The sequence below is a fragment of the Candidatus Melainabacteria bacterium RIFOXYA2_FULL_32_9 genome (assembly GCA_001784615.1).
Lineage (GTDB): Bacteria > Cyanobacteriota > Vampirovibrionia > Gastranaerophilales > UBA9579 > UBA9579.
Genome location: MFRQ01000164.1, coordinates 1 through 25,809 on the forward strand (window position 1 = coordinate 1; position 25,809 = coordinate 25,809).

Sequence of the window (25,809 nt, forward strand, 5' to 3'; positions counted from 1 at the left end):
ACCGAGTCATTTTTAGCCAGAGTATTTTCTATACTTTGTGCTTATAATCTAATACAGAAGCTAAATTTGCCTATTTAGCAACTCAAGTTAGCTATTTTTTAAAATTAAAAGGGTGCAAAATTTAGAAAAAAATTATAGCCTCATTTTTTAATAGTATAGACAGAAAAAGTGAATATTGTTTTAATTTAATAGAGGATATCAAGGCAAAAAGAATAATGGAGTATGAAAATTGGACCAATTTCAACCATATTTACACTATTTAGAAATAGGTGAGTTATATTTAAAAGTTGGAGAACACCAAAAAGCGTTTGAAAGTTTTCTAAAGCTTACTGAATGTCGAGAATTAGCTTCTCTTGGTTGGGTTAACCTTGCTAAAGTGGAGGCTCAGCGAAATCGTATACAGACTGCAAAGAAATATTATCTACAAGCTCTAGAACAAGATAAAGATAGTTATGAAATTTTATATAATTATGCAAATTTTCTTATTGATATTCAGGAATATGCTGAAGCTGTCAAATATTACCAGAAAGCCCTTGAAAAAGAGCCTAATCTAGCTCTTGCTTATTACAATATAGGTGTTGCTTACAGCAAAATGGAAAAATACGATGAGTCTATAAATGCTTATATGAATTCTCTCAAAATGAATCCTGATGATTCAGCATGCCATTTTGATCTTGGAATTTTATTTTGTGAAATAAAACAGTTTAAAAAAGCGATTGTGCATTTTCAAAGAGCGATTGAATTAGATCCAAATTCAAGTAGAAGTTATGAATACTTAGCTCAATGTTTTATTAATACAAATCAGGCTGATATAGCTTTAAGTTTTTACTTAAAAGCCCTTGAATTAAGTCCAGATGATCCTATTTTGTATTATAAGATTGGTGATTTATATTTATCTCAAGGTTATGCAGAGGATGCTCTTAAGTTCTTTAATGAAGCACTTAATTTTAATTCTCTTGATGCTTTGTTAATCTATAAAAAAGCTTGTAGTTATGCAAATATTGGAAAGGCTGATGAAGCTATAAAAGAGCTTGAATTAGCAATTAAACTCAATGAAATAATTAAAGATATAGCATTGATGGAGAAAAGTTTTGCTAATTTAGCTGATAATCCAAAATTTCAAGCACTTTTTAAATAAGTTACTCAAGTTGCAATTTGAGTAATTGTGTTTGTCAATTGCGAGGTGCTTCGCACTGTCATTGCGAGCCATGTAGCGTAATTTTTAAGGAATAATCATACTTGCGTGGCAATCTCATAAACTTATGCAGGTGCACTTGCAACTATAAATTTAGAAATTTTGACCCGTTAAACTTTCTTTAATTCTGTTAATACAAGCTTTTTGGCTATAACTCCATTCTCTTGCCGTAATTCTTAATATTTTCCAGCCGCATCTTTCTAAAATCGATTGTTTCCATATTTCTTTTGAGAAATCTTCCTGTCTGGAGTTTTCAGAAGGATTCAGAGATATTGATTCATTATAGCCACAACATTCAACAGCTATAGAATCAAATTCATTAGAAATAACCAGATCAATATTAAATCCTGCTGACTCAAAGTTTGGAAGAACTTTGAATCCCTCTTCTCTACATAATTCTGCTATTTCTTTTTCCATTGAATTATTATAGTTTTCCTGTATTAATTCAGGATTTATATTGGCATTTCGTTGATTTGATCTAATATATTCAACATAACTTCTTAATAAACCTGCCGGAAGAGTTTCAGGCTCTTTTGAGATAAAGCATATCAGTTGTTTTCTTGCTCTTGTTATAGCTACGTTGAATAAATTTGGTTTTTGGACGAATGTTAAACTCTGATGATGACTATTTGAAGCAAGTGTGAAAGATAAAAGAATGATATCTTTTTCATCTCCCTGAAATGTATGTGCCGTTCCTACTTCTATCTGATGTTTTCTGACAATATCATCAGTAATTACCTGACTTATTGCTTTTTTAATCAGTTCAACCTGCCCTCTGAAAGGTGATATTATTCCAATTGAAGACGGTTTTCTATTATTTTTTTCATCATTAATTATAATATCCTGAAGCGTTTCCATAATTTTCTCTGCTTCAGCCATATTTCTTGTATTATCAAGATCAACTTTAGCATCTTTTACTATGTGTAGCTCTATACAATCAGCAGGAGCTAATTCACGGTTCATAATCCTGATTCTGTTACCGTAAAATTCCTGATTACTGAAGTTGATTATTGGCGGACGACTTCTAAAATGTTCATCAAGCAATATTGGGTGTACTGAATAGAAATTAGCAAGATCAAATATTGAATTAGTCCTGAATCTCCACATTATTTGATATCTGTCAGGAATATTATATTTGCTTAAAAAAGACTGTTCTTTAGCTTTTTCAAGAAATGACAAATGAGAAAGCTGTTTATCATCACCAACAATTACAGCACTTTTTGCCCTAAACATAACAGGGAAACAACTTGCAATATCACATTGTGAGGCTTCATCTATTATTGCAACATCAAATAGCCCCGGTTTTAAAGGTAAAGATTCTGATATTGCATAAGTAGTTACACCCCAACAAGGGAAAGCTTCAAGTAAAGGTCTGAAATCTTCATCCTGAAGGAGTCTGTTTTGAAGGTTTTTCTTTCTTTCAACAAGTGCTTTTGAATGAATATATAAAGTCTGTCTCTTAAATTGATCTCTAATTAAGGATTTTAAAGATTCTCTTCTTTGATTTTTAAGAATATCCTTGGATAAAGATTTTTGCTTTTGCCTTAATTCTTTTAAATTATCTAAAAGTTGATGAATATTGCCTATTTTTCCTATAGATCCTTCAATGTTTTTTAAGCTTAAAGCCAGTTCTTTGGTTAATAAATTTAGTCGGAGTTGATCTATGGCTTTTAAAGAAGGCTCAATATCATTTAAATTGAGCTTCTTGCGTAGCTTATTAAAAGAGAACTTTGTAAGAATGGAATTTATTAACCCTGCTTTTTCTAAAGATTTTTCCAATTGATTTAAGAGGTTTTTATAGCTTTCTATTTCGGATTTAGTTAGCTCAGTCTTTATTACCCCTTCACTATCCGGATTTTCGATGTGTTTTTTATATTTTTGAAGAGCTTCATGCCAAATAGTTTCAAGTTCCAGTATTTTTTGACATTTATTTTCAAGATCAGCCTTTGTTTTATAAAGAGCTTTCATATCATCAGCGTTTGATAAAATTGATAACTCATAACCTGAATCCAGGTCTACTTTATTTGCAAGAAGATCCTGAAGCTGGAAGTTTAACTGTTTTTGATAATTTGCTCTGCCTGCTCTTAAACATAGAAATGGAGCTCCAAGATTGTTTAATCTTTCACTTACAACATCAACTGCTTTATCCATTCTGGAAGCAACCAGAACAGTCTTGCCTGATGCTACAAGATGAGAAACAAGGTTTACGATCGTTTGAGATTTACCTGTTCCAGGAGGTCCGCAGACTGAAACAACAGGATATTGTTTTGTTGCCTCTAAAACATCTTTCTGGCTATTACTTAGATCTAATGGTGTTATAGGGTAAAAAGATTCTTCTTTTTTATTCTTTTTATTATCAAAAGCTATTCCTTGCTGAGTTTTTGCTTTTTTAGACTTACTAAATTCTTCCTGAATAATTGATAAAGCAGTTTCTCTATAAACACCAACAGGCATTTCTGCCATTTGGGTTAATTCATGAAGTAATCCGGCTGTTACAGTGGGCCTTTTGGTGAGAATAATTGCTGATTTATGTGAAACAGTCAATTTATCTGTAACATTCTCATCTATGTTAATATCAGGAATTATTGATTTTAATGTGGTAAGAAATATCTGAATTCCCTCATTGGTAAGAGGTAAATCAGGTACAACATCTATTAAACCCTCTAATAGGTGTTCTACTTTATCTTCATCATCATATTTTAGTAATTCTGCTAAAGATCCTGTATTAAGAGAAAGTGTTTCGTCCGTTAATGTACAAGTAATACTTATACCATTTCTCTCAAGTTTGCATGGGACATAAAGAAGTGGAGTAAGAAATTCTTCACCTCTTTTTCTTTTAGTATTTTTACCTGTTAAAAAGAGGTGTCCATAGATTAAATAATGATCTTTCTGAGAGATTTCAGCCTGAACCATAAGTTCAGTAACTTCACTGCTTGCACCGTCAAGGGTTAAGAAAGATTCAGGATTGGTTAATAGTGTTTCCTCTCCTTCAACAAATATCCATTTATTATCTTTATCCTGATTTAAATTTCTGAAAGTAGAAGATTTTACTTCTTCTCTGACACAATCATGGAGATAAAGACATAATCTTTTTACAAAACTGTCTGTGAATGCTGATGAAAGTATTTTTGTTGCTTCTTGAAGCATTATTTTACCTCTAATGACTTGTATATGTTATGTTTTGAGATTGTTTGGAATGATTGATAATTAAGATTTTACCTGAAAACGAGTTTTTGTTGTCATTGTGAACCTTTTAGCAAGGATATTTTTAAAAATTTATCTTGTGAAGCAATCTCTAAGCATCTTTTTTTGAATTCTTATAATAGATCTTTATTATACATAAACCTTCCAAAAAGATATCCATGCTGGAAAGATTGCCTAGTACCGGAGATGCTCATAATGACAAAGAAATTCTTTTGTGGGATAAATACTTAAATAATTTTACTATTAATTACAAAGCATGAGTGAAAATTAAGTTTAATTACATTTCAAAGTTGAATAATTTTAATAAAAAGAATGTTTGTTAACTAATATTAAGCTTTTTTAATGAAAGTTTAAAAACAAAGAATGCCTCAAAAACTTTTATTCAGTGAAAAAATAAATTTTTAAGCAGGTATTTTTTAGATTTAATCTGCTTTTTCAGTATAATATCTATTAAAAGAAAACAAAAAATAAAGAGAAAGAAATGGCTGACGAAGATAAGCAGTTTGAGGCTACAGCACAGAAATTAAGAAAAGCCAGGAATGAAGGACAAGTTATTAAGAGTAAAGACCTGTCTACAGCTATTTCTTTGCTTGCAATGTTTATGCTTCTTTACTATATGGCACCTTTTATTTGGGATCAGGTTGCAAGATTATTTATACTTCTTTATGAGCAAATTCCTAATAAAAGTATCGAAAATATTGGACTACAGTATCTGTATTTTTTAACTCTGGTACCGGCTGTATTAATAGTTTTGCCTATATTGTTTGCAGCTCTTTTAGTTGCAGTTTTAGGGGATCTTATGCAAATAGGCCCCCTTATTACAGGTACTCCTTTAGTACCAAAACTCGATAAACTAAATCCTGTAAACGGATTTAAAAATATTTTTCTATCTGTAAAAACTCTTTTTGAGTTAGCTAAAAATATAGTAAAGGTTTTAATCCTTGGATTTATTGGCTTTTTGGTTTTTAAAGCACACATTCCTGCAATTTTAAATTTATGTGCTGTAGAAAATACATTCTCAATATTGCATGAATTTGGTAGAATGATAGTTGAATTCGTCCTTAAAGCAGGAATAATGTTCCTGGTCATAGCCGGGGCTGACTATATGTTTACAAGATGGAAGTTCCTCAAAGACCAGAAAATGTCTTTTAAAGAGATAAAGGATGAATATAAAAATACGGAAGGGGACCCGCATGTAAAAGCAGCTTTAAGACAGAGGCGCATGCAAATGCTACAACAAACTATGCTTGAGGCTGTTGCAACTGCAGATTTTGTTACTGTAAATCCTGTTCATATTGCAGTTGCCCTAAAATACAATTCGGAAGAAATGCGTGCTCCAAAAGTAATTGCTAAGGGAACAGAGTTGTTTGCTAAAAAAATAATTAAAATAGCAAAAGAACATAACATCCCTGTTGTAGAAAATCCACCGATAGCAAGAGCTTTATTCCGGCTTGTTGATATAAATAAAGAGATTCCGCCAGAATTATATAAAGCAGTGGCAGAAATTCTCATGTTCGTATATAATCTGCGTAAGAGATATGAAACCAGTACAACTTAAAGATTGAAAATTTATGGTACAACAAACAACTAAAATACAAGAATATATAACTATAGCTGAAAAAGTAGCCAGAGTTGAACAAAGGCGTATTCCGTCTCATATGGTTGAATATGAAGAACTTATGAGTATTGGTATAATAGCTATTCAAGCTCTTGTTAAAGATAAGACAGAAGAACAATTAGCTAAATATAATGACGCTTATATTGCTACTGCTATTAGATGGGCTATAAGAAATGAACTTCGTAATCGTTATAAATGGTATTCTCTTAAACATGCCAAAACAGCAACATCTACTGAAGGAGAAGATGGTTCAGATTCCTCATTAGATGTTTCTCCTGAAAAAGTCAGAGAAGCTGTATATGAAACAATTTTGTCCATAGACAGTATTGCTGAATCATCTGAAAATGATTCACCTTTCGACTTTATTAAAGATGGCTCTGCTTTGCCTGATGAAAGATTAGAAATAATGGAATTAGGAAAAGTAATTAGAGAAGCAATAGAAAAGCTTCCTCCTAAAGAAAGAACCATTATGGAATATAGATTTTATAGAAACTTACAGGTAAAAGATATTGCGATGCAGGTTGGATTATCTTCTTCCAGAGTAACAAGGATTATTCAAGCTTCTCTTAACTCAGTTAGAGAATACTTAAAAGAGAAAGATCATTTTTGATCTTTCTCTTTTAAGTATTGGGTTATAAATTTAGATACTTGAGCGGGTATATTTTCTCCGTAGCTGATGCTATTAAGTCCTCGCTGAAATAATTGATGTCATAAAAGTGTAACTTAGTTATTTAAGGAGAAAAGAAAAAATATTCACTGATGTCATGCCGGACTTGTTCCGGCATCTATACAGTTATAGCTTAGAGTTGAAATGTGATTAGATCCCGGGTCAAGCCCGGGATGACCTTTCTACTATTTTATAAATGTGTAAAAACTTTTTCTTGTTTACTTTTACTGCTCCAAGAAAATAAAGTGGACATGTGTCAAAATGATATTGTGAGGTTAATTAATAAAAGCAGGAAAGCAAGATTCACATGTCAGAAAAAGTAAAGAGAGCAAAGATCATAGTTGGCGGAAGACATAAAATCCAAGAATTTATTGATAAAGAAAAGAATGCAAAAGTTAGAGATAGATTAAGAGCAATATTATGGAGTAATAATCAAGTCTCAAATGAAGAAATATCAAGAAGATTAAACAAGAATAGAAATACTATAGCAAAATGGATAAGGAACTGGAATAAGTTCGAGTATAAAGGACTAGTAGACAAGCCCGTATCAGGAAGACCAAGGATATTAACAAAAGAAGAAGAAAAAGAAATCATTGAACAAATAAAAGGACAGCCGGAAGAGAATTATCAAGGCAGAATAACTTGTAAAATGCTATGTGCAAGGATAGAAGATAAATTAGGAAAACGATTAACCCCTGAAACACTTAGACATTACTTGAAAGAAAATGGATTATCCTGGAAAAAGTCTGGTATGTATGATTACCGAAGAAGCGATGAACACAGACAACGTTTCTTATGGAAATTGGAAGAAATTAAAAAAAAATCTCAAGGAAAACGAGTTAATATGGTTTATGGATGAAACAACAGTAACTCTTGAATCAGGTGTTTTATATGATTGGATGCAAACAAATACTCGAAGACTAATAAAAACTAATCGATCATATAAATGTGATTGCATAATAGGCGGTGTATCCCCTGATATAGGAGAAACTGTTTTTATTCAAACAGATAAAATAGATTCTCAAACCGTATCAATGTTTATACAGGAATTATCCGAGAATTATTCGGACTATGATAATATATTGATTCTTGATAATGCTTCTTTTCACGTTGCACAAGGAACTCCAGACTTCCCTGTTCCTGAAAATATCAGATTGCTTTATCTCCCCACCTATTCACCAGATTTTAACCCTATTGAAAGATTATGGAAATATTTTAAAGATGAATTTATTAAAAACAGATTCTATGAAAATATTTATCACTTAAGAAATACGGTCAATGATGCTCTTTATAATCTTCTAAATAACCAGAATACAGTTAAATCTATTTGTTCCACTTATTAATTACTTTCTTGGAGCAGTATTACATGAAACAAAGGAAAACATACCCGCTTTATAAAACTAATTCAATAAAGTGCTAGGAAGGCATGTATTGCTCTTCAAATGCCTGTACTGCAAGAGCTTGAGCTGTTGATTGAGAGAGACCGAATTCTTTTATTGCAGCTTCTTCAAATGATAACAATGCTTTAATGCAGTTGTTTACAGAATTGGATATTCTTTGAGCTTGTTCAGGATTTACATGTTTTGATACTTGAATGGTTTTCTTTTGTTTTTTTTGTACATTATCAAGAGGTAGAGAAGAATTATTCAAGAAATTCAATATTTCATCAGCTTCTTTAAAATTTGTTTTTGGAGGAACAATAACAGATTCCTGCTCTTTAGCTACTTTATTCTCTTCATGGATTTTTTTCTCTATTTTCTTTCCTCTGATGTGTGAATTTGGGTTAATACCGTTTAAATCTGTCATAGATGTTTCTCCTTATATTATTATTTTTCTATTTCATTTTTATCCTCTTGTTGTATTTATCGGTTTACATGCTTTTTAACTTTAGAGAAAAGCTTAAATACTAATTATAAAAGTTACAAACTTTTACAAACATGTAAAAGAGATGTTTTTAGCAGTTTTTCTGATATTTACTGAATCGATATATATTATAATGATTTAGAAAGTTTTTTCATTTTTTCTTTAAAAAACCCTATCCGGTTTTTTAAATATTCAGGAATATTGTTAAATATTTTGGTGATAAAATTTAAGCAGAAGTTCAATTTATGCATAAAAGTTGGAGGTTAACTTGACTCAGAAGGAAGTACAAACAAGCATTGAGACATTAAGAAATATGAGATTGCAAAAACTCAATGACTTGGCTGATAAAATGATTAATCCTTATCCCTATACATTTGATAGAACTGCTTCTGCTCAGGAGTTACATGATAAATATGTAGATTTACAACCTGGAGAAGAAGTTAGTGAATATTATAATGTAGCTGGAAGAATTATGGCTATGAGAAATAGCGGTATGTTTATTGATTTAATGGATAGTTCGGGAAAAATCCAGTTATTTACTCATAAAGATAATGTTCCTGAAGATAAAATTGCAATTTTAAAACTCCTTGATGTAGGAGATATTATTGGAGCATCAGGAACTGTCAGAAGAACTCCGAGAGGAGAGTTAAGTTTAAAAGTTAAAGATTTTAAAATACTTGCTAAATCTTTATTACCACTGCCTGAAAAATGGCATGGCCTTACAGATGTGGAAACACGTTATAGGCAACGTTATCTGGATATGATAGTAAACCCTGAAGTTAGAGATACTTTTCGTAAACGCAGCTTAATTATTAAAGAAATAAGAGATTATCTAACAAACCATGGTTTTCTTGAAGTAGAGACTCCAATGCTTCAAACTATAGCGGGTGGGGCTGCAGCAAGACCGTTTATAACTTATCACAATACTCTTGATATGAAAATGTATTTAAGAATTGCTCCAGAACTCCATTTAAAAAGATTAATGGTAGGCGGACTCAGTGAGAAAATCTTTGAAATAAACAGAAACTTTAGAAATGAAGGTATTTCTCCAAAACACAATCCTGAATTTACTATGCTTGAACTGTATCAGGCTTATGTTGATTACAATGAAATGATGGTTCTTACAGAAAATTTAATTAGTTATGTTGCTCAAAAAGTTCTTGGAACCATGATCCTTGATTATCAAGGAAAACATATTGACTTAACTCCACCATGGCAAAGATTAACAATGACAGGTGCTATTAAGAAATATACTGATATTGATTTTAGTCAACTTCTTTCCCAGCCTGAGGCTGCAGAAGCTGCTGAAAATCTTGGTGTCGAAATAGACGAAAATGACTCCTGGGGTAAAATTTTAGACAAAGTATTTGAAGTTAAAGTCGAACCTCACCTTATTCAACCTGTTCATATAATTGATTATCCAAGAGATATATCACCTTTATCTAAACCACATAGAGATAATCCAAGACTTGTTGAAAGATTTGAAACAAGAGTTAATGGCTGGGAAATAGCTAACGCGTTTTCAGAGCTTACAGATCCAATTGATCAGAAAAGACGTTTTGAGCAACAAATGGAAGCTAAAAAAGCCGGTGATGAAGAAGCTCATGAAGTTGATGAAGATTATATTACAGCTCTTGAATATGGACTTCCTCCAGCAGGTGGTCTTGGAGTTGGTATAGACAGGCTTATTATGCTTTTAACCAATTCAGCAAACATAAGAGATGTAATAGCTTTCCCAACAATGAGACCTAGAAATCCTTATGTTCATCCTGAAAAAGATGAAGAATAAATTTTTCTCATAATTTTAAAAGAGACTCGTTATAAATAACGAGTCTCTTTTATCTTTAAACTTTAAAAGATGAGTACTTTATTATTTATGCTTGTTTGTCTTGGTCTTCATTTTCTGTCATTATTTTGCGCACTATATCAATATCAGGAAGGTCATTGCCTTTTTCTTGATCTTTAAGCTTAACATTTTTCATCCAGATTCTTATAACTTGATTATTGCTATGATGAATTGACTTTTCAGCAATAATATCAAAGATTTCTTCTTTGGATTTACCATTATATCCTTCTATTCCAATTATATCGAGAACTTTCTTAAAGTTTCTAAGTAGTTTATATTTTTTATTTAAAGCCCAATGATTTTCTTCATCAGTTAATTTTGCAACATTATCGGGTCCTATTTTAGAAGCTACCTCTGCAATAACATTTTTTTTGTAAGGATTCCTATTACTTGGTGTTGATATTACATAGCCATCATGATAATTATTTACTCCCAGGTCTATTAGTTCATATGATAGGTCCTTATCCTTTTCTGCATTATAACCGCAAGTGTCTAGTTTAATATTTAAATCTTTAACTTTTCCTCCTAGTTGAAAAGTTAAGACATCTCTAATTGTCAGGTGTTTTTTAGGGTTTTCTTTGCTAGGTTTATAATGTTTATTGAGATAATGGCAACAATACTTTAAAATATTTATTGTAGCTTTTGTATCTTCAAGAGCATCATGGGCTCCTTCTACGTCACGACCGAATAAAAACTTATGCTGTTCATTTAAAGTCTTTTTGGAACCTAAATAAGGATGTATTCTCATAATTAAAATATAAGGATCAAGAGTAAGATAAATTTTTCTATTACTGATTTTATCTTGATGCTTTCTGTTATATTCGCTTATTTCATTATTTATCATCCCTATATCAAATTTAGCGTTATAAGCAACAAGTAAATTGCCATCCATATATTTTTTTGTGTATTCCGGTAAAACTTTATTCATAATAGGCTCATTTTTTAGCATATCATTTGTAATATGGTGAACCTTTGTTGCTTCTTCCGGTATTTCAACTTCAGGATTGATTAATTGATTAATAACACCATCAGGTCTGATTTTCTCATCAGGGTCAACTTTTACTATTCCCATTTGTATAATTTTATCTACAGGTCCTTTTTTAGGATATATATTAGTTCCGGTTGTTTCGGTATCAAAAGCTATAAATCCAAAATTTAATTTTCCGGTTTCTGGATTTATAACAGGCTGGTTTAGAGTTTTTAGTATTTCGGAATCATCTTCATCAATTACGTTTTTTCTTAATGCTTTTAAATCGTCAGAAAAATTAGATAGTTTTAATAATTCTAAATTTGTGAAAAATATTTTTATACCTTCTTGGCTTGCTAGAGCACGCTGTACAGCTAGATGAGCTGGAACATTGGTAGGATTAAATCTGTTTGGCCAATCATTTTCCTTTATTTCAGCTAATGCTAAAGCATACCAGAATGTCATGATTTCAGAATCATTAGCTGTTTTCCAATCAATAGGTTCTTGTTTTAAGTTGTTCCAGCCAACTTTAGACCAATCAATAAAGTTTTTATCTAAAAGTCCTTTTCCTTGATACTTTTTGTTTACTGATTTGATGATATCTTCTATTTTATTATGGTCAGTATTTCCTAGAAAAGCTAATTGATGATAATTGTTTCTAAAAGGTATGTGCCAGGGTTCCTGGTTTTGTATTGATTTTGAGGGAACATTAGAGCAATCAATCTTTTTTGTAGAATTGACATTTTTTATAGGATTAATATTTTGTGTATTATGAGGAATTTTATTTTGTACAAGCATTTGTTTATCCTTTAAAAAATTTATGCCATTAAATTAAGAGTGTTATTATTTTTAGGTAAATTGATAATATTATTACCTTTAAAACTTAAATCAGACTGGGTTTTAGTTTGCACATTAGCGCCATATCCATCAGGTATTGAAGGTTCACTGTAATCCCAATCTTTTTTGAATTGGTTTAAGAAGGTTGAAGTTATTTTAGGGTTGTCTATCACAACGCTGCATTCATGATTACCACGTTTATAACGCCCTTTCCTTCTCTCTATGATGTTAATAAGATCATAATACTCTATAAGTTTATTCATAACAGCTTTTGTAGCTTTTGTTAGTGTGATTTTCTTTCCTTCTATCGTAAATTTTGATGTTTCCTCATCTGAATTAGAGTTCTTTTTTATGTGCACTAACATTTTTTTTCTATGTTTTAACTTATTCATGTCTGCTTTTTTATCTTTATTAAAGATAGATTTTAATGATAATTGCTCTTCAAGAACATTGATAGCGGGTTTATACTGATATATTTGAGTGTCTATCTTTTTATCAGATAAAGGATAATCATTTCTTTTACCTGTTCCTAAATTACTTTCCAAGCCAGTCATAGACCAATTTGCAGAACCAATTAATAATTCCTTATCATCAAATACAGCCCATTTAGAATGCATTCTTTGTTCGATCTCCTCGTTAACTTGATACATTCTTAAAGGAACACCGGCTTCATATAAAGCCTTTATTGCATTTTGACAGTAAGGAAATTCTTCAGGGATTCCAGAATATAGAATAATATGAGCATCAAAAGGCCTTCCACCTTTTTGAGCTTCTTTATGACGACTTATAATTTTTTCAACAATCTCAGGATGTGACAAAACAAACAATTCAGCCTTTAACGATTTAGCTGAGTCAAGCTTTTCTTTTACATAATTACCTATAGATTCAGAACCTTCTGCTCCAATTTCTGAATATTCTCTGGGTGAAGTAGTTAAAATCTTAATTGCAGGGTTTTCAATAGGTTTTACTTCCGGTAAATCCAGTTTTCCATCACGATATCTGTTTTGACATTCAGGAGAACCATATAATTCTTTAACAAGTTTTGAATATTTAACAGATTCAGGATGTATTACCTTACGTATCCCACCATAATTTTTTTGTTCTTCTTTCGTAACAGGGCCATTTACAGGGTTTGAATCGCCTATTTTTTTCCAAGCAAAAGCCCAGTCTTTATTAAATATCTCTGAAATTATATTATCTACTTCTGAATGTTTATATTTTGGTAGTGTTTCAATAAGTACACAAGCATCATGGTTTGCGGGAGAATGATTACCCCAGTTCATGCCACCTATAATAACTTTTCTGCCACCAACGGCAATGAGCTTATCGTGTTGAAGTTTTGAACCACCTTGGTGAGACATTGGAGCTGGCACAGCATCAATATTATTGTCTCTTAAGTGTTCTATCATTTTCTGATTATTATAATGTCTGAGAGGTTTACCCTTAGAATCTTCATACCATTTATGATCATCTAAAATTACTTGGATTTTTAAATTAGGATTCCCTTTTTTCTTTTTAACAAGCAAATCAAGAATTTCTTGTTGCTTTTTCCAACCGGCAACAGTTTCTGCACCATTAGATGCCCATATATCACCGTCAATCTTTAAATTCTGGAATTCAAACATTTTTATTTGTATATCATCATTATTACGGGCATTTTTAATAAGATTTATAGTTTCATCGAAAATTTGCTTAGAACCAATGAGTGTGGTAACTTTTGTATTTCCAACAATTGCAGAAACGCTTGGTTCAGGAGATATTCCAGATATTCTTAAAACTTTTTTTAGATAATCCCCTATATTTACACCTCTTTTATTTGCTCTTTCTATAATTTCTGTCCCCACATCAAAAGGAACAGGTATATTTACTGTTCTTTGTCCACTTGGATGTGGATATAAAATTTTTGGTAAGGGGGATTCTTTGTCTTTGTTCTTTGATGAAGAAGTGAATGGAATTGCTTTCCCAATCCCTCTGTGAAATCTATTGATGTTTTCATTAGTTTTATAGGATAACTCCATTATCATGAACTCTAACTCCCAGATTTCCTATTCCCTCTATTTCTTTAAAAAATTATTTCAATGATATTTGTAAATTAGAAATAACATGGATATAAAACACTTAAAGATCAAAAGTTGATACAATACGTATAAAATATTAAGACATGTGAATTCCTTATAAAGGATTTATTACCAGGCCACTGAGTAATTTTGGATAGAAATAAGTGGACTTTTGAGGCATTTTATAGCCTGCTTGTGAGACATCTTTTATATCTTGGATCTTTGGTGTTGCCATTAAGAAAACCAGTTCTGCGGAATTAGTTTCTACTGCATCAAACGCTTCACTTTCTTTTTTAATGTATTTAACCCCATTTTGTTTTATTTGATCGTCTTCGGATATATTAAGATAATCGCTTATTACAAGCTTATGAAGAACAGAAAGATCAAGTTTTTTAAGTACATCAGGAACTTGTTTTTCTTCAAGTATTTTATTTACAGCTCCTTTTTCCCTTAACTTAAGGAGAAAATATTTCTGTACATTTTTTAGGTACATGCCAAAAGCAATATTATTCTGGAAGATATTCTCTAATTCCTGTAAGAATTGGTTTTTAACTTTATCTTTATTTGATTTTTCAAATGGATATACCACTATATCAAAGTATTCTCCTAGTTTTCCAAGGAGTTTTTCAGGGTCTGTATCTTTAGTAATTATTCTGTGGGTAGGATATACTTTTAAATTTTCATCATCAAGGTTAGTGTAGTAGCACATTACCCAGTTAAAAGCATCTTCTTCTTTATAATCAGGATACTGTGATCTCATATAATCACGATAAGCTAGAGCTGTTTCATATCTATGATGGCCGTCAGCTATAAGCAGAGTTTTATCTTTCATTAGCTCTGTAATTTTATTTATTGTACTTTCATTATCTATAATGTAGACTATATTACGAATCCCTTGCTTATCTGTTACATCAATAAAAGGTGTATCAGGAACATCAAAGGCTTTATCTATCTCATGTTCTGGATCTGAGTAAAGCATAAAGATCTGACTGAAATTAGCTTTACAACTCTTCATAAGTTTTAATCTATCTTCTTTAGGCCCTCCCATTGTATATTCATGGGGTAAAACGCCGTTTGAAGAATATTCTTCAAGATAATTTTTTGCAATGAATCCTCTTCTTGAAATACGATTTCCTTTTGATGTGGTATAATCTTGAATATAGTAATAAATACAAGGTTTTTTAGCTTTTACAAGAATATCATTGTGTAACCATTCTTTGTAAGACTTAGCTGATCTGGCATAACGATTGTTATCTTCATTATCAATAGATGATTGCTTGCCTAAAATCAATTTTACAATATTATTTGGCGATAAATTATACAGTTCATTTTGCTCTTGATCTGAGATAACATCGTAAGGAGGAGCAACTACCTTATTTATATCTACTTTTGATAAATTATAGGTTATACCTTGTATAGGTGAAATTCTAGCCACTAAAGTACTCCTTCTGTTAATTGCGAAAATACTTATATTTGTTATATAACATTAAAACGTGATTTGAAAAACAGGTTAATATTGAAAAAGTTAATTTTAGATACAAAAATTAAGCTTAAGGAGAGGAATTTTGGTTAAAAAAGCAATGATAATGGCGGCTGGAGTCGGTACAAGACTAGATCCTTTAACCCAGACCGTTCCAAAGCCAATGATTCCAGTTGTTAACACGCCAATAATAGAGTTAATACTTACTCACCTGAAAAAGTTTGGAATAAAAGACGTTGTAGCAAACACTCATTACCTGGCAGATTTTATTCACAAAAAGCTTGAGCATAATAATCTGGATGTTAATTTTAATTATGTTTATGAGCCTGAGCTATCGGGAACAGCCGGGGGAGTTAAAAAATGTGAGTGGTTCTTTGAACCTGGTGAAACGTTTATAGTAATTAGTGGCGATGCTTTAACCGATGTAAATCTTGATGATCTCATAAAAAAACATAAGTCTTCGGGTGCTATAGCTACTATGGCTTTAAAAGAGATTCCTATTTCTGATGTCAGCCATTTTGGGGTTGTTGTTGTTGATAATGATAAGCGAGTAATAGGATTTCAAGAAAAACCAAGTGTTAGTGAAGCAAAAAGCAATCTTGTAAACACGGGTATTTATGTTTTTGAAACAGATGTATTTAAATATATTCCTGAAAATACATTTTATGACTTTGCGAAGAATGTATTTCCTGCAATGATGGATAATAATAAACCTCTTTATGCTCATGTAATTAAAGAGTATTGGAATGATATAGGAACTATAAATCAATATAGATTATCTTCTTACGATGTTTTTAGCTCAAAAATTAGTGTAAATCCTCCTTATAAAGAGCATGATCTTGGCTGGTTTTCAGATAGTTGCAAGATTAGTTCCAAGTGTGCATTTGGAGGCAAAGTTGTTATTGGGGATAATACTATTGTAGGTGATAATGTCAAATTTCACGGTAATTCCATAATTGGTAATAACTGTATTATTAAAGATGATGTACATGTTAGAAATAGTATTATCTGGGATAATGTAACAATTGAAGAGGGAGCAAGACTTGATGGCTGCATTGTGGCTTGTAATGCAGTAATAGGCCAGAAAAGCATTTTAATGCCTGGTTCTGTTGTTCCTGATGGTTGTGTTATATCAGAAGAGATGAAACTGCAAGCAGGAGATGAGATTACTTCTAAGGCAGTTTAATCAAATAAATTATCTATTCTTGATTTTATTTCGTTATCATCCAACTCATTTGTATATGAGTTAAGATCTAGAGCAATCTGGAATACTCTTGCTGCTTCTATATTATTACCTTTTATCGCCATTGCTCTGCCAACATTATAGTGGGCTAGAGCATAGTTCGGATTATGTTTTATTGCTTGTTGGAACATATCTATAGATTTTTGAATATATCCTAAATCATCCAGATAAATTACACCCAAATTATTGTATGCAATATCATAAGAGGGATCCAGCTTAATAGCCAGTTCATATTCCTTTATTGCTTCATTTATCAGACCTTTACCCCATAATAAGTATCCAAGATTACAATGAATTCTAGCATTGTTTGGATCAATTTCAAGAGCTGTACGATAAACAATAAGAGCGTTATTGTAATCACCTTTATCATAAAAAGCACTGCCAAGGCTTATATATGTATCAATATCTTCAGGGTTTAATAAAGAAGCGTTTTGGTAAGCAGATATTGCTGCATCAAAGTTTTCTTTTGATTCTTGGAAAATGTAGCCAAGTGTTTGAGCAATAACACTAGTCCATTTTTTATTAGGGTTTAAGGTTACAGCGGTTTGATAAGCGGATATTGCTGCGTCAAATTTTCCTTTTAAATATAAAAGATTAGCCAAATTACTGTAATAAACAGCATCATTTGGATTAAGTTCGATTAATTTTTTATACATTTCTATAGCGTTATCATAATCGCTTTGCTCTTCATAGATAGAACAAAGAGATTTATAAGCTGTTACGCTGGTTGAATCAAGCCATAAAGCCATTTTGTATTCATTTATAGCATCACTAACCTTACCAATTGATCTATATACATCACCAAGTAATATATATAATGGTAAAAACCTAGGTGTTTCTTCAATTGCTTGAGAATATAAGTCAATAGCCCTGTATATATTCCTGGTTTTCTCGAGATAATATCCTCTTATAAATAAAGGTAAGAATTGTATGTATGATAATTTATTGAAAAATTCTTTTTTTGATTCTCTGTCAAAAATCAAAGTTAAAATAAACAGCAAAAAGTGAAAACCGGCTTTTATTTTTGTTCTAAAATTCTTTTCAGTTTTATTATTCAGCAGCAAATACATTAAATAATGAGCTCTTGAGGATTTTAATCCTCCATATTTTATTGCTTTTTCAAGGGGAGAAATTGATTCAGAGTAGTTCGCTTTTTTAGTAAGAGTTCTTGCCAGCATAAAATGAGCGTTAAACATTTTGCTATCATTTTCTATGCAGAGTTTAAAATAATTGATAGCTTTATCCAGTTCTCCTTTGTGATAAAAAGCAGTACCAAGTTTATAATAAATTAAAGGAGAGTCGAGATTAGATTCAAGAGCACGCTGATATTCTGTTATTGCTTCATCTATATATTGCTTGGGTTGGTGAATATCAAGGTGCCATTCAAGATATAAGTCACCAAGCCTTATATGTAGCTCTGGATTTGTAGGATCAACTTTTAAAGCTGATTGACAAAGTTCAACAGCTTTTTTTAATTGACCTCCTTTGTGCATTTTATCTATTTGAGCCCTTATTTCTCTTATCTCGGGAACTAAATGTGCCTCACTCATTTATTTTTTCTCATATTTTATAAAAATTATCTCTGTATTTATTGTTATCTCTGTATTTTGCTTTCTATAATACCATTAATAAAAAAAATATTCTTATTTATCATGTCGGTAAAAATTTAAAATTATTTAGGATTAAATAAAAAATTGCTTATTAAATCTTAAAAACTTTTAGTTATTTAAACAAAACCTTTTATATTGTTTGGCATTTTTGACCTCGTTCTTAATCCGTTAGCTTCTTCTTCAAAACATATTTTTATAATTTTATTTCTTGCACTTTCTTCTATTTCTGAAAATTTAATAACCGAAACAATTTTATTTTCTTGTTTAATAGAATAGAGAATTTCTCCAATTCCACTAACAAGTACATTATAATTGGATAAATTGAGCGTAAATTTCCATTTATCACTAATTTTAAACTCTTTGTCAGTTAAAAATCTAACTCCACCGCCACCAATATTGATAGTTTCACTATTAACTGAATATTCTCCCTTTTTTAAAGTAAAATCTGCTCTTATAGGAGCTCTTATATATTCTCTTCTCTGGACTTTTGTCTTTTCTTCCGGAAATTCTATTACAAAATCTATATTAAAAGGAGAATCTATTACCATAGAATCAAAAACATAAATACCTTTATCTGAGTAAATTACAACTTCTACTTCTTTACCTTCATGCAAATATTTAGCAAAGCAAAGATCATTCTCAGGATAAATTAAGTTAATTCTGTCATCCTCAATCCCCTTTATAAGACAAGTAATCTCGTAAGATCGGATTGATGAAATATTAAATTTTATTTTAAGCTTTTGGCCTTTTTTTAATTCTTCCATATTTGAAAATTTATTCTGGATAAACCTCTAAGTTAATTACTTTAGGTAAAAACAATAGTTTCATTTTAAGGTTTTTTACTTATTAAAGCAATGTTTTGAGAAAATTAGGTACAAAATATGGTAATGGTAAAAATTAAAGTGATAAATTTTTTCAGAACCATAATCCGGCTAATCGTCGCACTGTCATTGCTGTACATGTTACATAATTCGCTGATGGTTAAAATAGAAAAGTAGCGAGAAAGAGGTTATGTAACGTGCAAAAAAGTGACAATTTAATTTCAAAAACTTTGGCAAGAAAAATGCTTTCTTGCGTAGAAGAATATGAATTAATCAAACAAGGTAAAAATAACAGGTTTAAAACTGTGCAGGATTTCTGCAAATATAACCGGTTTTCAAGGCAAAATTTTCTTAAAATATATAGAAGATACCAGAATGAAGGAACTCTGGAATCTCTATTACCTCAGAAAAGAGGTCCAAAGTATAAAACAAGAAGAACAGATATCAAGATTGAAAACGAAATAATCATTCTAAGGCAAAAAGGTAATAACCGCTATGAGATTCATGAAGTACTAAAAAAAGAATTAAGAGAATTTGCTCCATCTCCTTCTAGCATTTACAATATCTGTAAAAGATATGGTCTAAATAAACTTAAAAAACAGCAAAAACAAGAAAGACGAAAAATAATTATGCAAAGGGCTGGAGAATTAGCACATATAGATTGTCATTATCTAAGTAAAGGTATAACAATAAAAGATTATCCTAAGCTTTATCTTGTTGCTATTGTAGATGGTTATTCCAGGATTGCCTGGGTTGAGGTAATTGAAGATATTAAATCACTTACTGTAATGTTCAGTGTTTTAAGATGTATTAATATGATAACTAACAGGTATAAAATACACTTTGAAACAGTAATGACAGATAATGGTGCTGAGTTCGGTTCAGGTAAAGATGCAGATAATAAAATGGATCATCCATTTGAGAGAATGCTCTATGAAATGGGAATTAAACATAAATATACTAAACCTTACAGGCCTCAAACTAATGGTAAAGTAGAAAGATTCTGGAAAACTATAAATGAAGATATGATTGAAGATGCTTGTTATGAAGATATTGAAGATCTTAGAAACGAGCTTCTAGAATACTTGATTTATTACAATGAACATCGTCCTCATCAAGGTTTAGATGGAAAAATGCCAATTGATTTTATACCTAAATCGTAATCGAATTACTTGACATGTACAATTGCGAGCACCGTAGGTGCGCGGCAATCCAAAGAAGATAGTATAATATTATTTGGATTGCTTCGTCACTTCATTACATTTCGTTCCTCGCAATGACACCAGGAAAATTTGATTTCTGAGTATGTTCTATATCACTTATTTTACACCTCTACTCAAATTTTGTTGGTTTCTAAATATAGTAGTTTTTATGTAAGCCTGCAAAATAATTTAAGTACTGGATAGAATTATTATTAGAAATCATTAATATTGTTCATAGTAAGGGAATAACTATGAACATAAATTATTTAACAGGCTCAAAGCTTTTTTTAAATATTTCTGAAGCTCTTAAAGTCAGTCAAAAAACTGATTCAACGGTTAATGATTTGGAAAAGTATAAAAAAGAAGTATCTGCTGATGAAATAAAATATTGGAATAACAATGATAAAGACAGGGCTAATAATTGTTCCAGGTGGGATCTGGATAAAATTCCTTTAAAAATTTTTGTTAGTAAAAATGTTAACAATGAAAGATTCTTGCCTGAATTTATTAATGCTGTAAAATCATGTTTTCAACCCTGGTCCAGAGCTTCTTACGGTCTTATCAGGTTTGAAGAAACTCTGAATATAAATAATGCAGATATTATTATTACCTGGTCTGATAATGTGGTATTTGGTAGGGATTTTGAAGTTGGTCAAAATAATCTGAAAGTGATTAATAATAAAATTGAAAAAGCTGAGATCACCATTATTGTCTATCCTATAATTGATAGATTAGCTAATCCTGCATCCAGGATAGAACGTGTAAGAAGAACTACTCTTCATGAAATAGGGCATGCTCTGGGTTTAAACCATAGTAACAGTTCCAAAGATATTATGTTTCATAGAGGAATTAATAACAAAAATCTATCTTCTAATGATATTAGAAGATTAAATGAATTATATAATTCCAAAGATCCTGATATATTAATCTAGAGCACTGTTAAAAGCTTGATAAATTAAGAAAAGTAACTGTGTCAGTGGTCATTTTCCAGATTCTGACTAAGGACAGCGTAAAAAATACTTATGGATTTTGATGAAAAATCCAATAGGTATTTTTGTAGGTGACTCAGTCACACTATTAAAGTCCTTAACTATTTCAACCTTATATATGTGCCTTTGGCACTTCTTATAACCAGCAAATAATCGAGCAATAAAAAATGCGTAAGTATTTTTTATTGCGTCCTTACTAGCTTTTAAATGTAAAATGGATAGATTGCTACAGATTCCTTCGGAATCTTCGCAATGACAACTGTACGTTTTTTATTTCCCGGATAGGTTCTTAGGCATGGTTATTGGAGGTGGTTGGATATAAAGGGGTTTTAAATTGAACCATTTAAATTGTTCTCTATCATCTGTTTTTAAGTGTTTATAAGTTAATTTAGCTAAATTAATGCCAAAATCATAGTCTGTTTCTTGTAAATTTACACATTCAAGACCTTCTGTTTTTAATTTTTCTGACATTATTTTATCAGCGATAATAAAGAAATCATTATTTTTAGCAAAATCAATAATATCATTATATTCTAAAGCTGTAGGTTCTTTAATTACATCAGCTTCAGGGGTATAAACTCCCGTATAAGCCTTGCCTTTCCTGGCATCGAGAAGACATAGAGAATTTTTATCGGTATTATTTATAAGAGAAAAAATCTCAAGAGATGAAATTCCAATAACTGGTATATTAAGATTTTGCGCCATAATCCTTGCTACAGTTGCTGATGCTCTTATTCCTGTAAAGCTTCCTGGCCCTATATTTACTCCAACTGCATTAATATCTTGCATTGTTATATTTTTTTCTCTTAAGAGTTCCGCAATTATAGGAATTAATGAAGCTGAATGATAACGTTGGGCTGTATTCTCAATAATTCTGCTTATGTCAACCTGGCCATCATTTCCCATGGTCACATACATCTTATCGCCACTTGTATCAAATGTAAGAATTCTCATTCTTTTTCCTGTAATCTTTTAATAATCTCTTCTAGAACATCTTTGCTTTTATCGTCAAAAGCTTTAAAAGTAAATTCTCTTTCAGTTTCTTCAATATATTTTATTTGAATTTCCAGTCTGTCTTCAGGTAATTCACCCGAAGAAAACTCTGCCCATTCAATGATTGTAATAGCTTTTTGTCCTTCTGTATATTCTCTCAATTCATCAAGAATAGTTTCTATTCCCTCTTCTTCAAGTCGGTACAGGTCAAAATGATAGAGGTTTATTTTGCCGGTATGGTATTCATTTAAAATTACAAAGCTTGGACTAGTAACTTTTTCCTGTATATCTAGATGTTTGGCTATGGATTTAACTAAAGTGGTTTTTCCAGAACCGATATCTCCATATAGACATATTAATCCACCTTTGTCTTGAATTGCTTCTGCAATAGCAAAACCAATTTTATCAGTGTCATTGAGATTTTTAGCTTGTATTTTAAATAAATTTTCCATATTCTCAATGTTATCACAGAAAATAAGCAAGATATAAAATAGAAATCGTATTTTTAAATTTTCTTATAAAAGCATAGAAAATGCCCCAAGAGACCGGAGTTTTGAACCCGTGTTCCTCACACAGGTGGGTGCCCCCCCGGATAAACTTCGTTTCCTAATACACGTTAGGTCTACGTTATTATCCTTAGAGATAGAGCCCCCTCTTTTAAAATTGTAGGATCAAAACTAGCGATCTACGAGGAGCATTAATCTATATTCTTTCATATTTTTTTTAGATTGACCATACTCTAATAAGATTTTTTTAAAATTGAATTTAGATTTTATCCAATAATTTATAATTCAAGTTGCCAGCTAATTTATGATTAGAGATTGCCACGCAAGAATAATTGATGCTGGTTATCCACGATTCATGGCTCGCAATGACAGTGAGTGTAATCCTGAACGTTAGTGAAGATCTCTTAGATTCTTCGCTTCACTCAGAATGACAGCGGAGTATTATTGGAAAGATCGACGACTTAAAAGAGTGACTATATGTAATCTTATTATTTATTTCTTGAATTGATTTTAATGGTAATTTTTGAAAACAGAAAGGAGAATTTTAGAATTCTCCTTTCCCATTAGTGTAAAAATAACTTTACGTTGTACCTCTTGCGGTAGCCATAGTGCTTCTTGTTACAAATGCAAAAACAAGTACCAAGAATCCAACTATAATGTTATTCCAAGTAGCTTGATCTGTAACAAAACCTAAAATAAAAGGACTTAAAATAAGCCATATACCTAATATTACGTTTGCCCATCTAGCCCAATTCATTATCTTTACCTCCTTATTTACTTTACTCTTTCTGTAAAATCTTTGTTTTACCTAAATTTACAAGGATTTTACTCTGATCCAGAATAATTTGTTTTTTAATTATAACAATATAATAAATAAAAAATTTTATGTGTTCATCCGACATAAGTACACCTAATTAAAATTTATTATTTTAATTAGCTACAAGTGGTGAATATACTAGCTTGATTTTCGTGTGATATTATCGAAAAACTTATAAAACGTTGATTTGTAGCAAGTAATATTTTTCGAAAATTATTCTTCCTGAGGAGAGGAAATGATTAGAGTTTATAAAGTTTGTATTTTTTTGGCATGTTTTTTCTCAATAATTTTTTTACAATCCTGCGCTGTATTTTTTTCAGGATCCGGAAATTCTGGTTTTGGAGGAGTCGGTATTGGTGTTGGTGGAACAAGGAGTTCTACTTATGTTGGTGCAGGAGTTGGAACCAGTAATCTTGGAGGTGGAGTTGTAATAAATCCTACTTCAAGTTTAGGATTACAGGTTAATCAGGAAATTTTAAGAACAAGAAATGTTCTGAGTATTGAAACCGTGCAAACTTATGTAAGTTCAATAGGGCAAGTTTTATCACGTAATTCTGGAAGGTCTGATATACCGTTTAATTTTGTTGTTATTAAAGATCCAAATATAAATGCTTTTGCTTCTCCTGGTGGGTATATTTATGTAACGACCGGTATGCTGGATTTTCTTGAAACAGAAAGTGAATTAGCAGCTGTTTTATCTCATGAAATGGCTCATATTGTTGCAAAACATCATATAAAGTTAGCTTTAACAGAATTAGGTCTTGATGTTACTTTTGATTACCTTGGAAAATTATTGAATTATGATCCTCAAACAGTTGTGCCCAGATTAGCTCAATTTGTGGTTCTGCAAAAATTTTCTCGTAATGAAGAAATTCAGGCTGATGAAATTGGAGCTTTAATACTAGCCAGATCAGGTTATTCTCCATATGGTATGGTTAGACTCTTTCAATCCCTTGAAACAGTTGAAAGAAGAGGTTTTTTATCTAATTTTACAGCAAGTCATCCTACAAGTGAGGACAGAGTTACTTATATTGAAGCATATATAAGACAAAATAACCTGAATCAACCTGGATTAATTGTTGATAGGCCTATATTTCACCAAATTACAGCACAAACACAATAAGGGGCTTACCATGGTATTTGCTAGACAAACAATTATGGATATCGGAGAAGCGGGTTTAAATTTAGTAAGAGCCCTAAAATTTGCAATTAAAGGGAAAATTGATGTTGGAAATACTGCTGTTCAGATAGATAAAGCTGGTATTGGTTCACTATTTATTGTTAGTATAACTGCTATATTTATTGGTCTTGCGATGTCTACACAACTTGCCAAGGAATTAAGGAATTTTGGGGCAGAGCAATTTATAGGCGGTCTTATTGGAGTTGCAGTTGTTAGGGAACTTGCTCCGGTTATTGCAGCAATTGTAGTTGCAGGACGAGTAGGAGCTGCAATAACAGCAGAAATAGGTAGTATGAAAGCATCTGAGCAAATAGACGCTTTAGAGGTATTAGGGATTAATCCTATAAGATATTTATTAGTTCCGAGGCTTATTGCGGCAGCCATTGTTGGGCCATTACTAACAGTAATTGCGGCATTATTAGCTATACTTTCTGGCATGGTATTATCAGGTATTGTTGTGAATTTAAGCTACTCAGTTTATTTAGATTCTGTAAGAATGTTTATTGAAGAAACGGATACTCTTGTAATGATGCTGAAAGCAATGGTATTTGGAGGTATTATATCTATAATTGCTACAACAACAGGGCTTCAGGTTAGTGGTGGTGCGGAGGCTGTTGGTAGTGCAGCTACTAAAACCGTTGTATGGAGCATAATTATGATTTTCACCTTTAATTATCTTATTACAACTATATTTTTTGGAATATAAAATGCCAA

The 25,809-nt window shown here is 31.2% G+C and carries 20 protein-coding genes and 1 other RNA gene; 11 read left to right on the top strand and 10 right to left on the bottom strand.

The annotated features are described in order from the left end of the window. Nucleotides 1-229: 229 nt before the first annotated feature. Complete coding sequence (locus A2255_10210) at nucleotides 230-1,138, top strand: hypothetical protein (protein ID OGI16807.1); 909 nt, start codon at nucleotides 230-232, stop codon at nucleotides 1,136-1,138. 150 nt (nucleotides 1,139-1,288) lie between these two features. Here the strand turns inward: A2255_10210 and A2255_10215 are convergent, their stop codons facing one another. Beyond that, a complete protein-coding gene (locus A2255_10215) occupies nucleotides 1,289-4,342 on the bottom strand; it encodes a hypothetical protein (GenBank protein OGI16808.1) in 3,054 nt (1,017 codons plus the stop codon). Between the two features lie 538 nt (nucleotides 4,343-4,880). Between A2255_10215 and A2255_10220 the strand changes: the two genes are divergently transcribed. The 4 genes from A2255_10220 (at nucleotide 4,881) to A2255_10235 (ending at nucleotide 8,027) form a co-directional block, all read left to right on the top strand. Continuing rightward, nucleotides 4,881-5,957, top strand: coding sequence for a flagellar biosynthesis protein FlhB (locus A2255_10220; GenBank protein OGI16809.1), 1,077 nt, complete (start codon nucleotides 4,881-4,883; stop codon nucleotides 5,955-5,957). A gap of 13 nt (nucleotides 5,958-5,970) precedes the next feature. Further along, the gene (locus A2255_10225; GenBank protein ID OGI16810.1) at nucleotides 5,971-6,627 is read left to right on the top strand and encodes a hypothetical protein; all 657 of its coding nucleotides are present in this window, start codon (nucleotides 5,971-5,973) and stop codon (nucleotides 6,625-6,627) included. A gap of 364 nt (nucleotides 6,628-6,991) precedes the next feature. After that, nucleotides 6,992-7,543: a hypothetical protein gene (locus tag A2255_10230; protein ID OGI16811.1), complete on the top strand. Its 552-nt coding sequence runs from the start codon at nucleotides 6,992-6,994 to the stop codon at nucleotides 7,541-7,543. After that, nucleotides 7,536-8,027, top strand: a complete 492-nt coding sequence (locus A2255_10235; protein ID OGI16812.1) for a hypothetical protein — start codon at nucleotides 7,536-7,538, stop codon at nucleotides 8,025-8,027. Before A2255_10230 ends, A2255_10235 begins: the two co-directional genes overlap by 8 nt. A gap of 73 nt (nucleotides 8,028-8,100) precedes the next feature. Here A2255_10235 and A2255_10240 read toward each other — a convergent pair whose 3' ends face one another. Further along, nucleotides 8,101-8,490 carry a hypothetical protein gene (locus tag A2255_10240; protein OGI16813.1) on the bottom strand — a complete coding sequence of 130 codons (390 nt, stop codon included), beginning with the start codon at nucleotides 8,488-8,490 and terminating at the stop codon, nucleotides 8,101-8,103. Between the two features lie 370 nt (nucleotides 8,491-8,860). Here A2255_10240 and A2255_10245 point away from each other — a divergent pair, with 370 nt between their 5' ends. Continuing rightward, the gene (locus A2255_10245) at nucleotides 8,861-10,336 is read left to right on the top strand and encodes a lysine--tRNA ligase (GenBank protein OGI16833.1); all 1,476 of its coding nucleotides are present in this window, start codon (nucleotides 8,861-8,863) and stop codon (nucleotides 10,334-10,336) included. Between the two features lie 85 nt (nucleotides 10,337-10,421). Here A2255_10245 and A2255_10250 read toward each other — a convergent pair whose 3' ends face one another. From A2255_10250 to A2255_10260, 3 genes are all read right to left on the bottom strand, one after another. Continuing rightward, nucleotides 10,422-12,158 (bottom strand): hypothetical protein, encoded by a 1,737-nt coding sequence (locus A2255_10250; protein OGI16814.1) that lies wholly within the window; start codon nucleotides 12,156-12,158, stop codon nucleotides 10,422-10,424. 20 nt (nucleotides 12,159-12,178) lie between these two features. Continuing rightward, on the bottom strand, nucleotides 12,179-14,221 hold the full coding sequence (locus A2255_10255; GenBank protein ID OGI16815.1) for a hypothetical protein: 2,043 nt from the start codon (nucleotides 14,219-14,221) through the stop codon (nucleotides 12,179-12,181). Between the two features lie 148 nt (nucleotides 14,222-14,369). Then, a complete protein-coding gene (locus tag A2255_10260; GenBank protein ID OGI16816.1) occupies nucleotides 14,370-15,689 on the bottom strand; it encodes a hypothetical protein in 1,320 nt (439 codons plus the stop codon). 145 nt (nucleotides 15,690-15,834) lie between these two features. Here A2255_10260 and A2255_10265 point away from each other — a divergent pair, with 145 nt between their 5' ends. Further along, on the top strand, nucleotides 15,835-16,920 hold the full coding sequence (locus A2255_10265) for a hypothetical protein (GenBank protein ID OGI16834.1): 1,086 nt from the start codon (nucleotides 15,835-15,837) through the stop codon (nucleotides 16,918-16,920). Here A2255_10265 and A2255_10270 read toward each other — a convergent pair. Both A2255_10270 and A2255_10275 read right to left on the bottom strand, forming a co-directional pair. After that, entirely contained in the window at nucleotides 16,917-18,527 is a 1,611-nt protein-coding gene (locus tag A2255_10270) for a hypothetical protein (GenBank protein ID OGI16817.1), read from the bottom strand. The genes A2255_10265 and A2255_10270 overlap by 4 nt on opposite strands. Nucleotides 18,528-18,703: 176 nt before the next feature. Further along, nucleotides 18,704-19,351 carry a hypothetical protein gene (locus A2255_10275; GenBank protein OGI16818.1) on the bottom strand — a complete coding sequence of 216 codons (648 nt, stop codon included), beginning with the start codon at nucleotides 19,349-19,351 and terminating at the stop codon, nucleotides 18,704-18,706. A gap of 254 nt (nucleotides 19,352-19,605) precedes the next feature. Here A2255_10275 and A2255_10280 point away from each other — a divergent pair, with 254 nt between their 5' ends. After that, nucleotides 19,606-20,571 carry a hypothetical protein gene (locus A2255_10280; GenBank protein ID OGI16819.1) on the top strand — a complete coding sequence of 322 codons (966 nt, stop codon included), beginning with the start codon at nucleotides 19,606-19,608 and terminating at the stop codon, nucleotides 20,569-20,571. A gap of 290 nt (nucleotides 20,572-20,861) precedes the next feature. Next, the gene (locus tag A2255_10285) at nucleotides 20,862-21,542 is read left to right on the top strand and encodes a hypothetical protein (protein ID OGI16820.1); all 681 of its coding nucleotides are present in this window, start codon (nucleotides 20,862-20,864) and stop codon (nucleotides 21,540-21,542) included. 327 nt (nucleotides 21,543-21,869) lie between these two features. Here A2255_10285 and A2255_10290 read toward each other — a convergent pair whose 3' ends face one another. The 3 genes from A2255_10290 to ssrS all read right to left on the bottom strand — a co-directional run bounded on the left by A2255_10290 (nucleotide 21,870) and on the right by ssrS (nucleotide 23,293). Next, nucleotides 21,870-22,553: a tRNA (adenosine(37)-N6)-threonylcarbamoyltransferase complex dimerization subunit type 1 TsaB gene (locus A2255_10290; protein ID OGI16821.1), complete on the bottom strand. Its 684-nt coding sequence runs from the start codon at nucleotides 22,551-22,553 to the stop codon at nucleotides 21,870-21,872. Further along, complete coding sequence (locus tag A2255_10295; GenBank protein ID OGI16822.1) at nucleotides 22,550-23,044, bottom strand: tRNA (adenosine(37)-N6)-threonylcarbamoyltransferase complex ATPase subunit type 1 TsaE; 495 nt, start codon at nucleotides 23,042-23,044, stop codon at nucleotides 22,550-22,552. Before A2255_10295 ends, A2255_10290 begins: the two co-directional genes overlap by 4 nt. 76 nt (nucleotides 23,045-23,120) lie before the next feature. Continuing rightward, nucleotides 23,121-23,293, bottom strand: a non-coding RNA gene (gene ssrS, locus A2255_10300) — 6S RNA. Between the two features lie 857 nt (nucleotides 23,294-24,150). Between ssrS and A2255_10305 the strand changes: the two genes are divergently transcribed. Together A2255_10305 and A2255_10310 are read left to right on the top strand one after the other, a co-directional pair. Then, nucleotides 24,151-25,038 (top strand): hypothetical protein, encoded by an 888-nt coding sequence (locus A2255_10305; GenBank protein OGI16823.1) that lies wholly within the window; start codon nucleotides 24,151-24,153, stop codon nucleotides 25,036-25,038. A 10-nt stretch (nucleotides 25,039-25,048) separates the two neighbouring features. Then, nucleotides 25,049-25,801: a hypothetical protein gene (locus tag A2255_10310; GenBank protein ID OGI16824.1), complete on the top strand. Its 753-nt coding sequence runs from the start codon at nucleotides 25,049-25,051 to the stop codon at nucleotides 25,799-25,801. The last annotated feature ends 8 nt before the right edge of the window (nucleotides 25,802-25,809 follow it).

Coding starts and splice junctions, on each gene's coding strand:
- A2255_10215 (OGI16808.1), bottom strand. CDS start 4,342: ATGCTTCAAGAAGCAACAAAAATACTTTCATCAGCATTCACAGACAGT.
- A2255_10220 (OGI16809.1), top strand. CDS start 4,881: ATGGCTGACGAAGATAAGCAGTTTGAGGCTACAGCACAGAAATTAAGA.
- A2255_10225 (OGI16810.1), top strand. CDS start 5,971: ATGGTACAACAAACAACTAAAATACAAGAATATATAACTATAGCTGAA.
- A2255_10230 (OGI16811.1), top strand. CDS start 6,992: ATGTCAGAAAAAGTAAAGAGAGCAAAGATCATAGTTGGCGGAAGACAT.
- A2255_10235 (OGI16812.1), top strand. CDS start 7,536: ATGGATGAAACAACAGTAACTCTTGAATCAGGTGTTTTATATGATTGG.
- A2255_10240 (OGI16813.1), bottom strand. CDS start 8,490: ATGACAGATTTAAACGGTATTAACCCAAATTCACACATCAGAGGAAAG.
- A2255_10245 (OGI16833.1), top strand. CDS start 8,861: ATGAGATTGCAAAAACTCAATGACTTGGCTGATAAAATGATTAATCCT.
- A2255_10250 (OGI16814.1), bottom strand. CDS start 12,158: ATGCTTGTACAAAATAAAATTCCTCATAATACACAAAATATTAATCCT.
- A2255_10255 (OGI16815.1), bottom strand. CDS start 14,221: ATGATAATGGAGTTATCCTATAAAACTAATGAAAACATCAATAGATTT.
- A2255_10265 (OGI16834.1), top strand. CDS start 15,835: ATGATAATGGCGGCTGGAGTCGGTACAAGACTAGATCCTTTAACCCAG.
- A2255_10270 (OGI16817.1), bottom strand. CDS start 18,527: ATGAGTGAGGCACATTTAGTTCCCGAGATAAGAGAAATAAGGGCTCAA.
- A2255_10275 (OGI16818.1), bottom strand. CDS start 19,351: ATGGAAGAATTAAAAAAAGGCCAAAAGCTTAAAATAAAATTTAATATT.
- A2255_10285 (OGI16820.1), top strand. CDS start 20,862: ATGAACATAAATTATTTAACAGGCTCAAAGCTTTTTTTAAATATTTCT.
- A2255_10290 (OGI16821.1), bottom strand. CDS start 22,553: ATGAGAATTCTTACATTTGATACAAGTGGCGATAAGATGTATGTGACC.
- A2255_10295 (OGI16822.1), bottom strand. CDS start 23,044: ATGGAAAATTTATTTAAAATACAAGCTAAAAATCTCAATGACACTGAT.
- A2255_10305 (OGI16823.1), top strand. CDS start 24,151: ATGATTAGAGTTTATAAAGTTTGTATTTTTTTGGCATGTTTTTTCTCA.
- A2255_10310 (OGI16824.1), top strand. CDS start 25,049: ATGGTATTTGCTAGACAAACAATTATGGATATCGGAGAAGCGGGTTTA.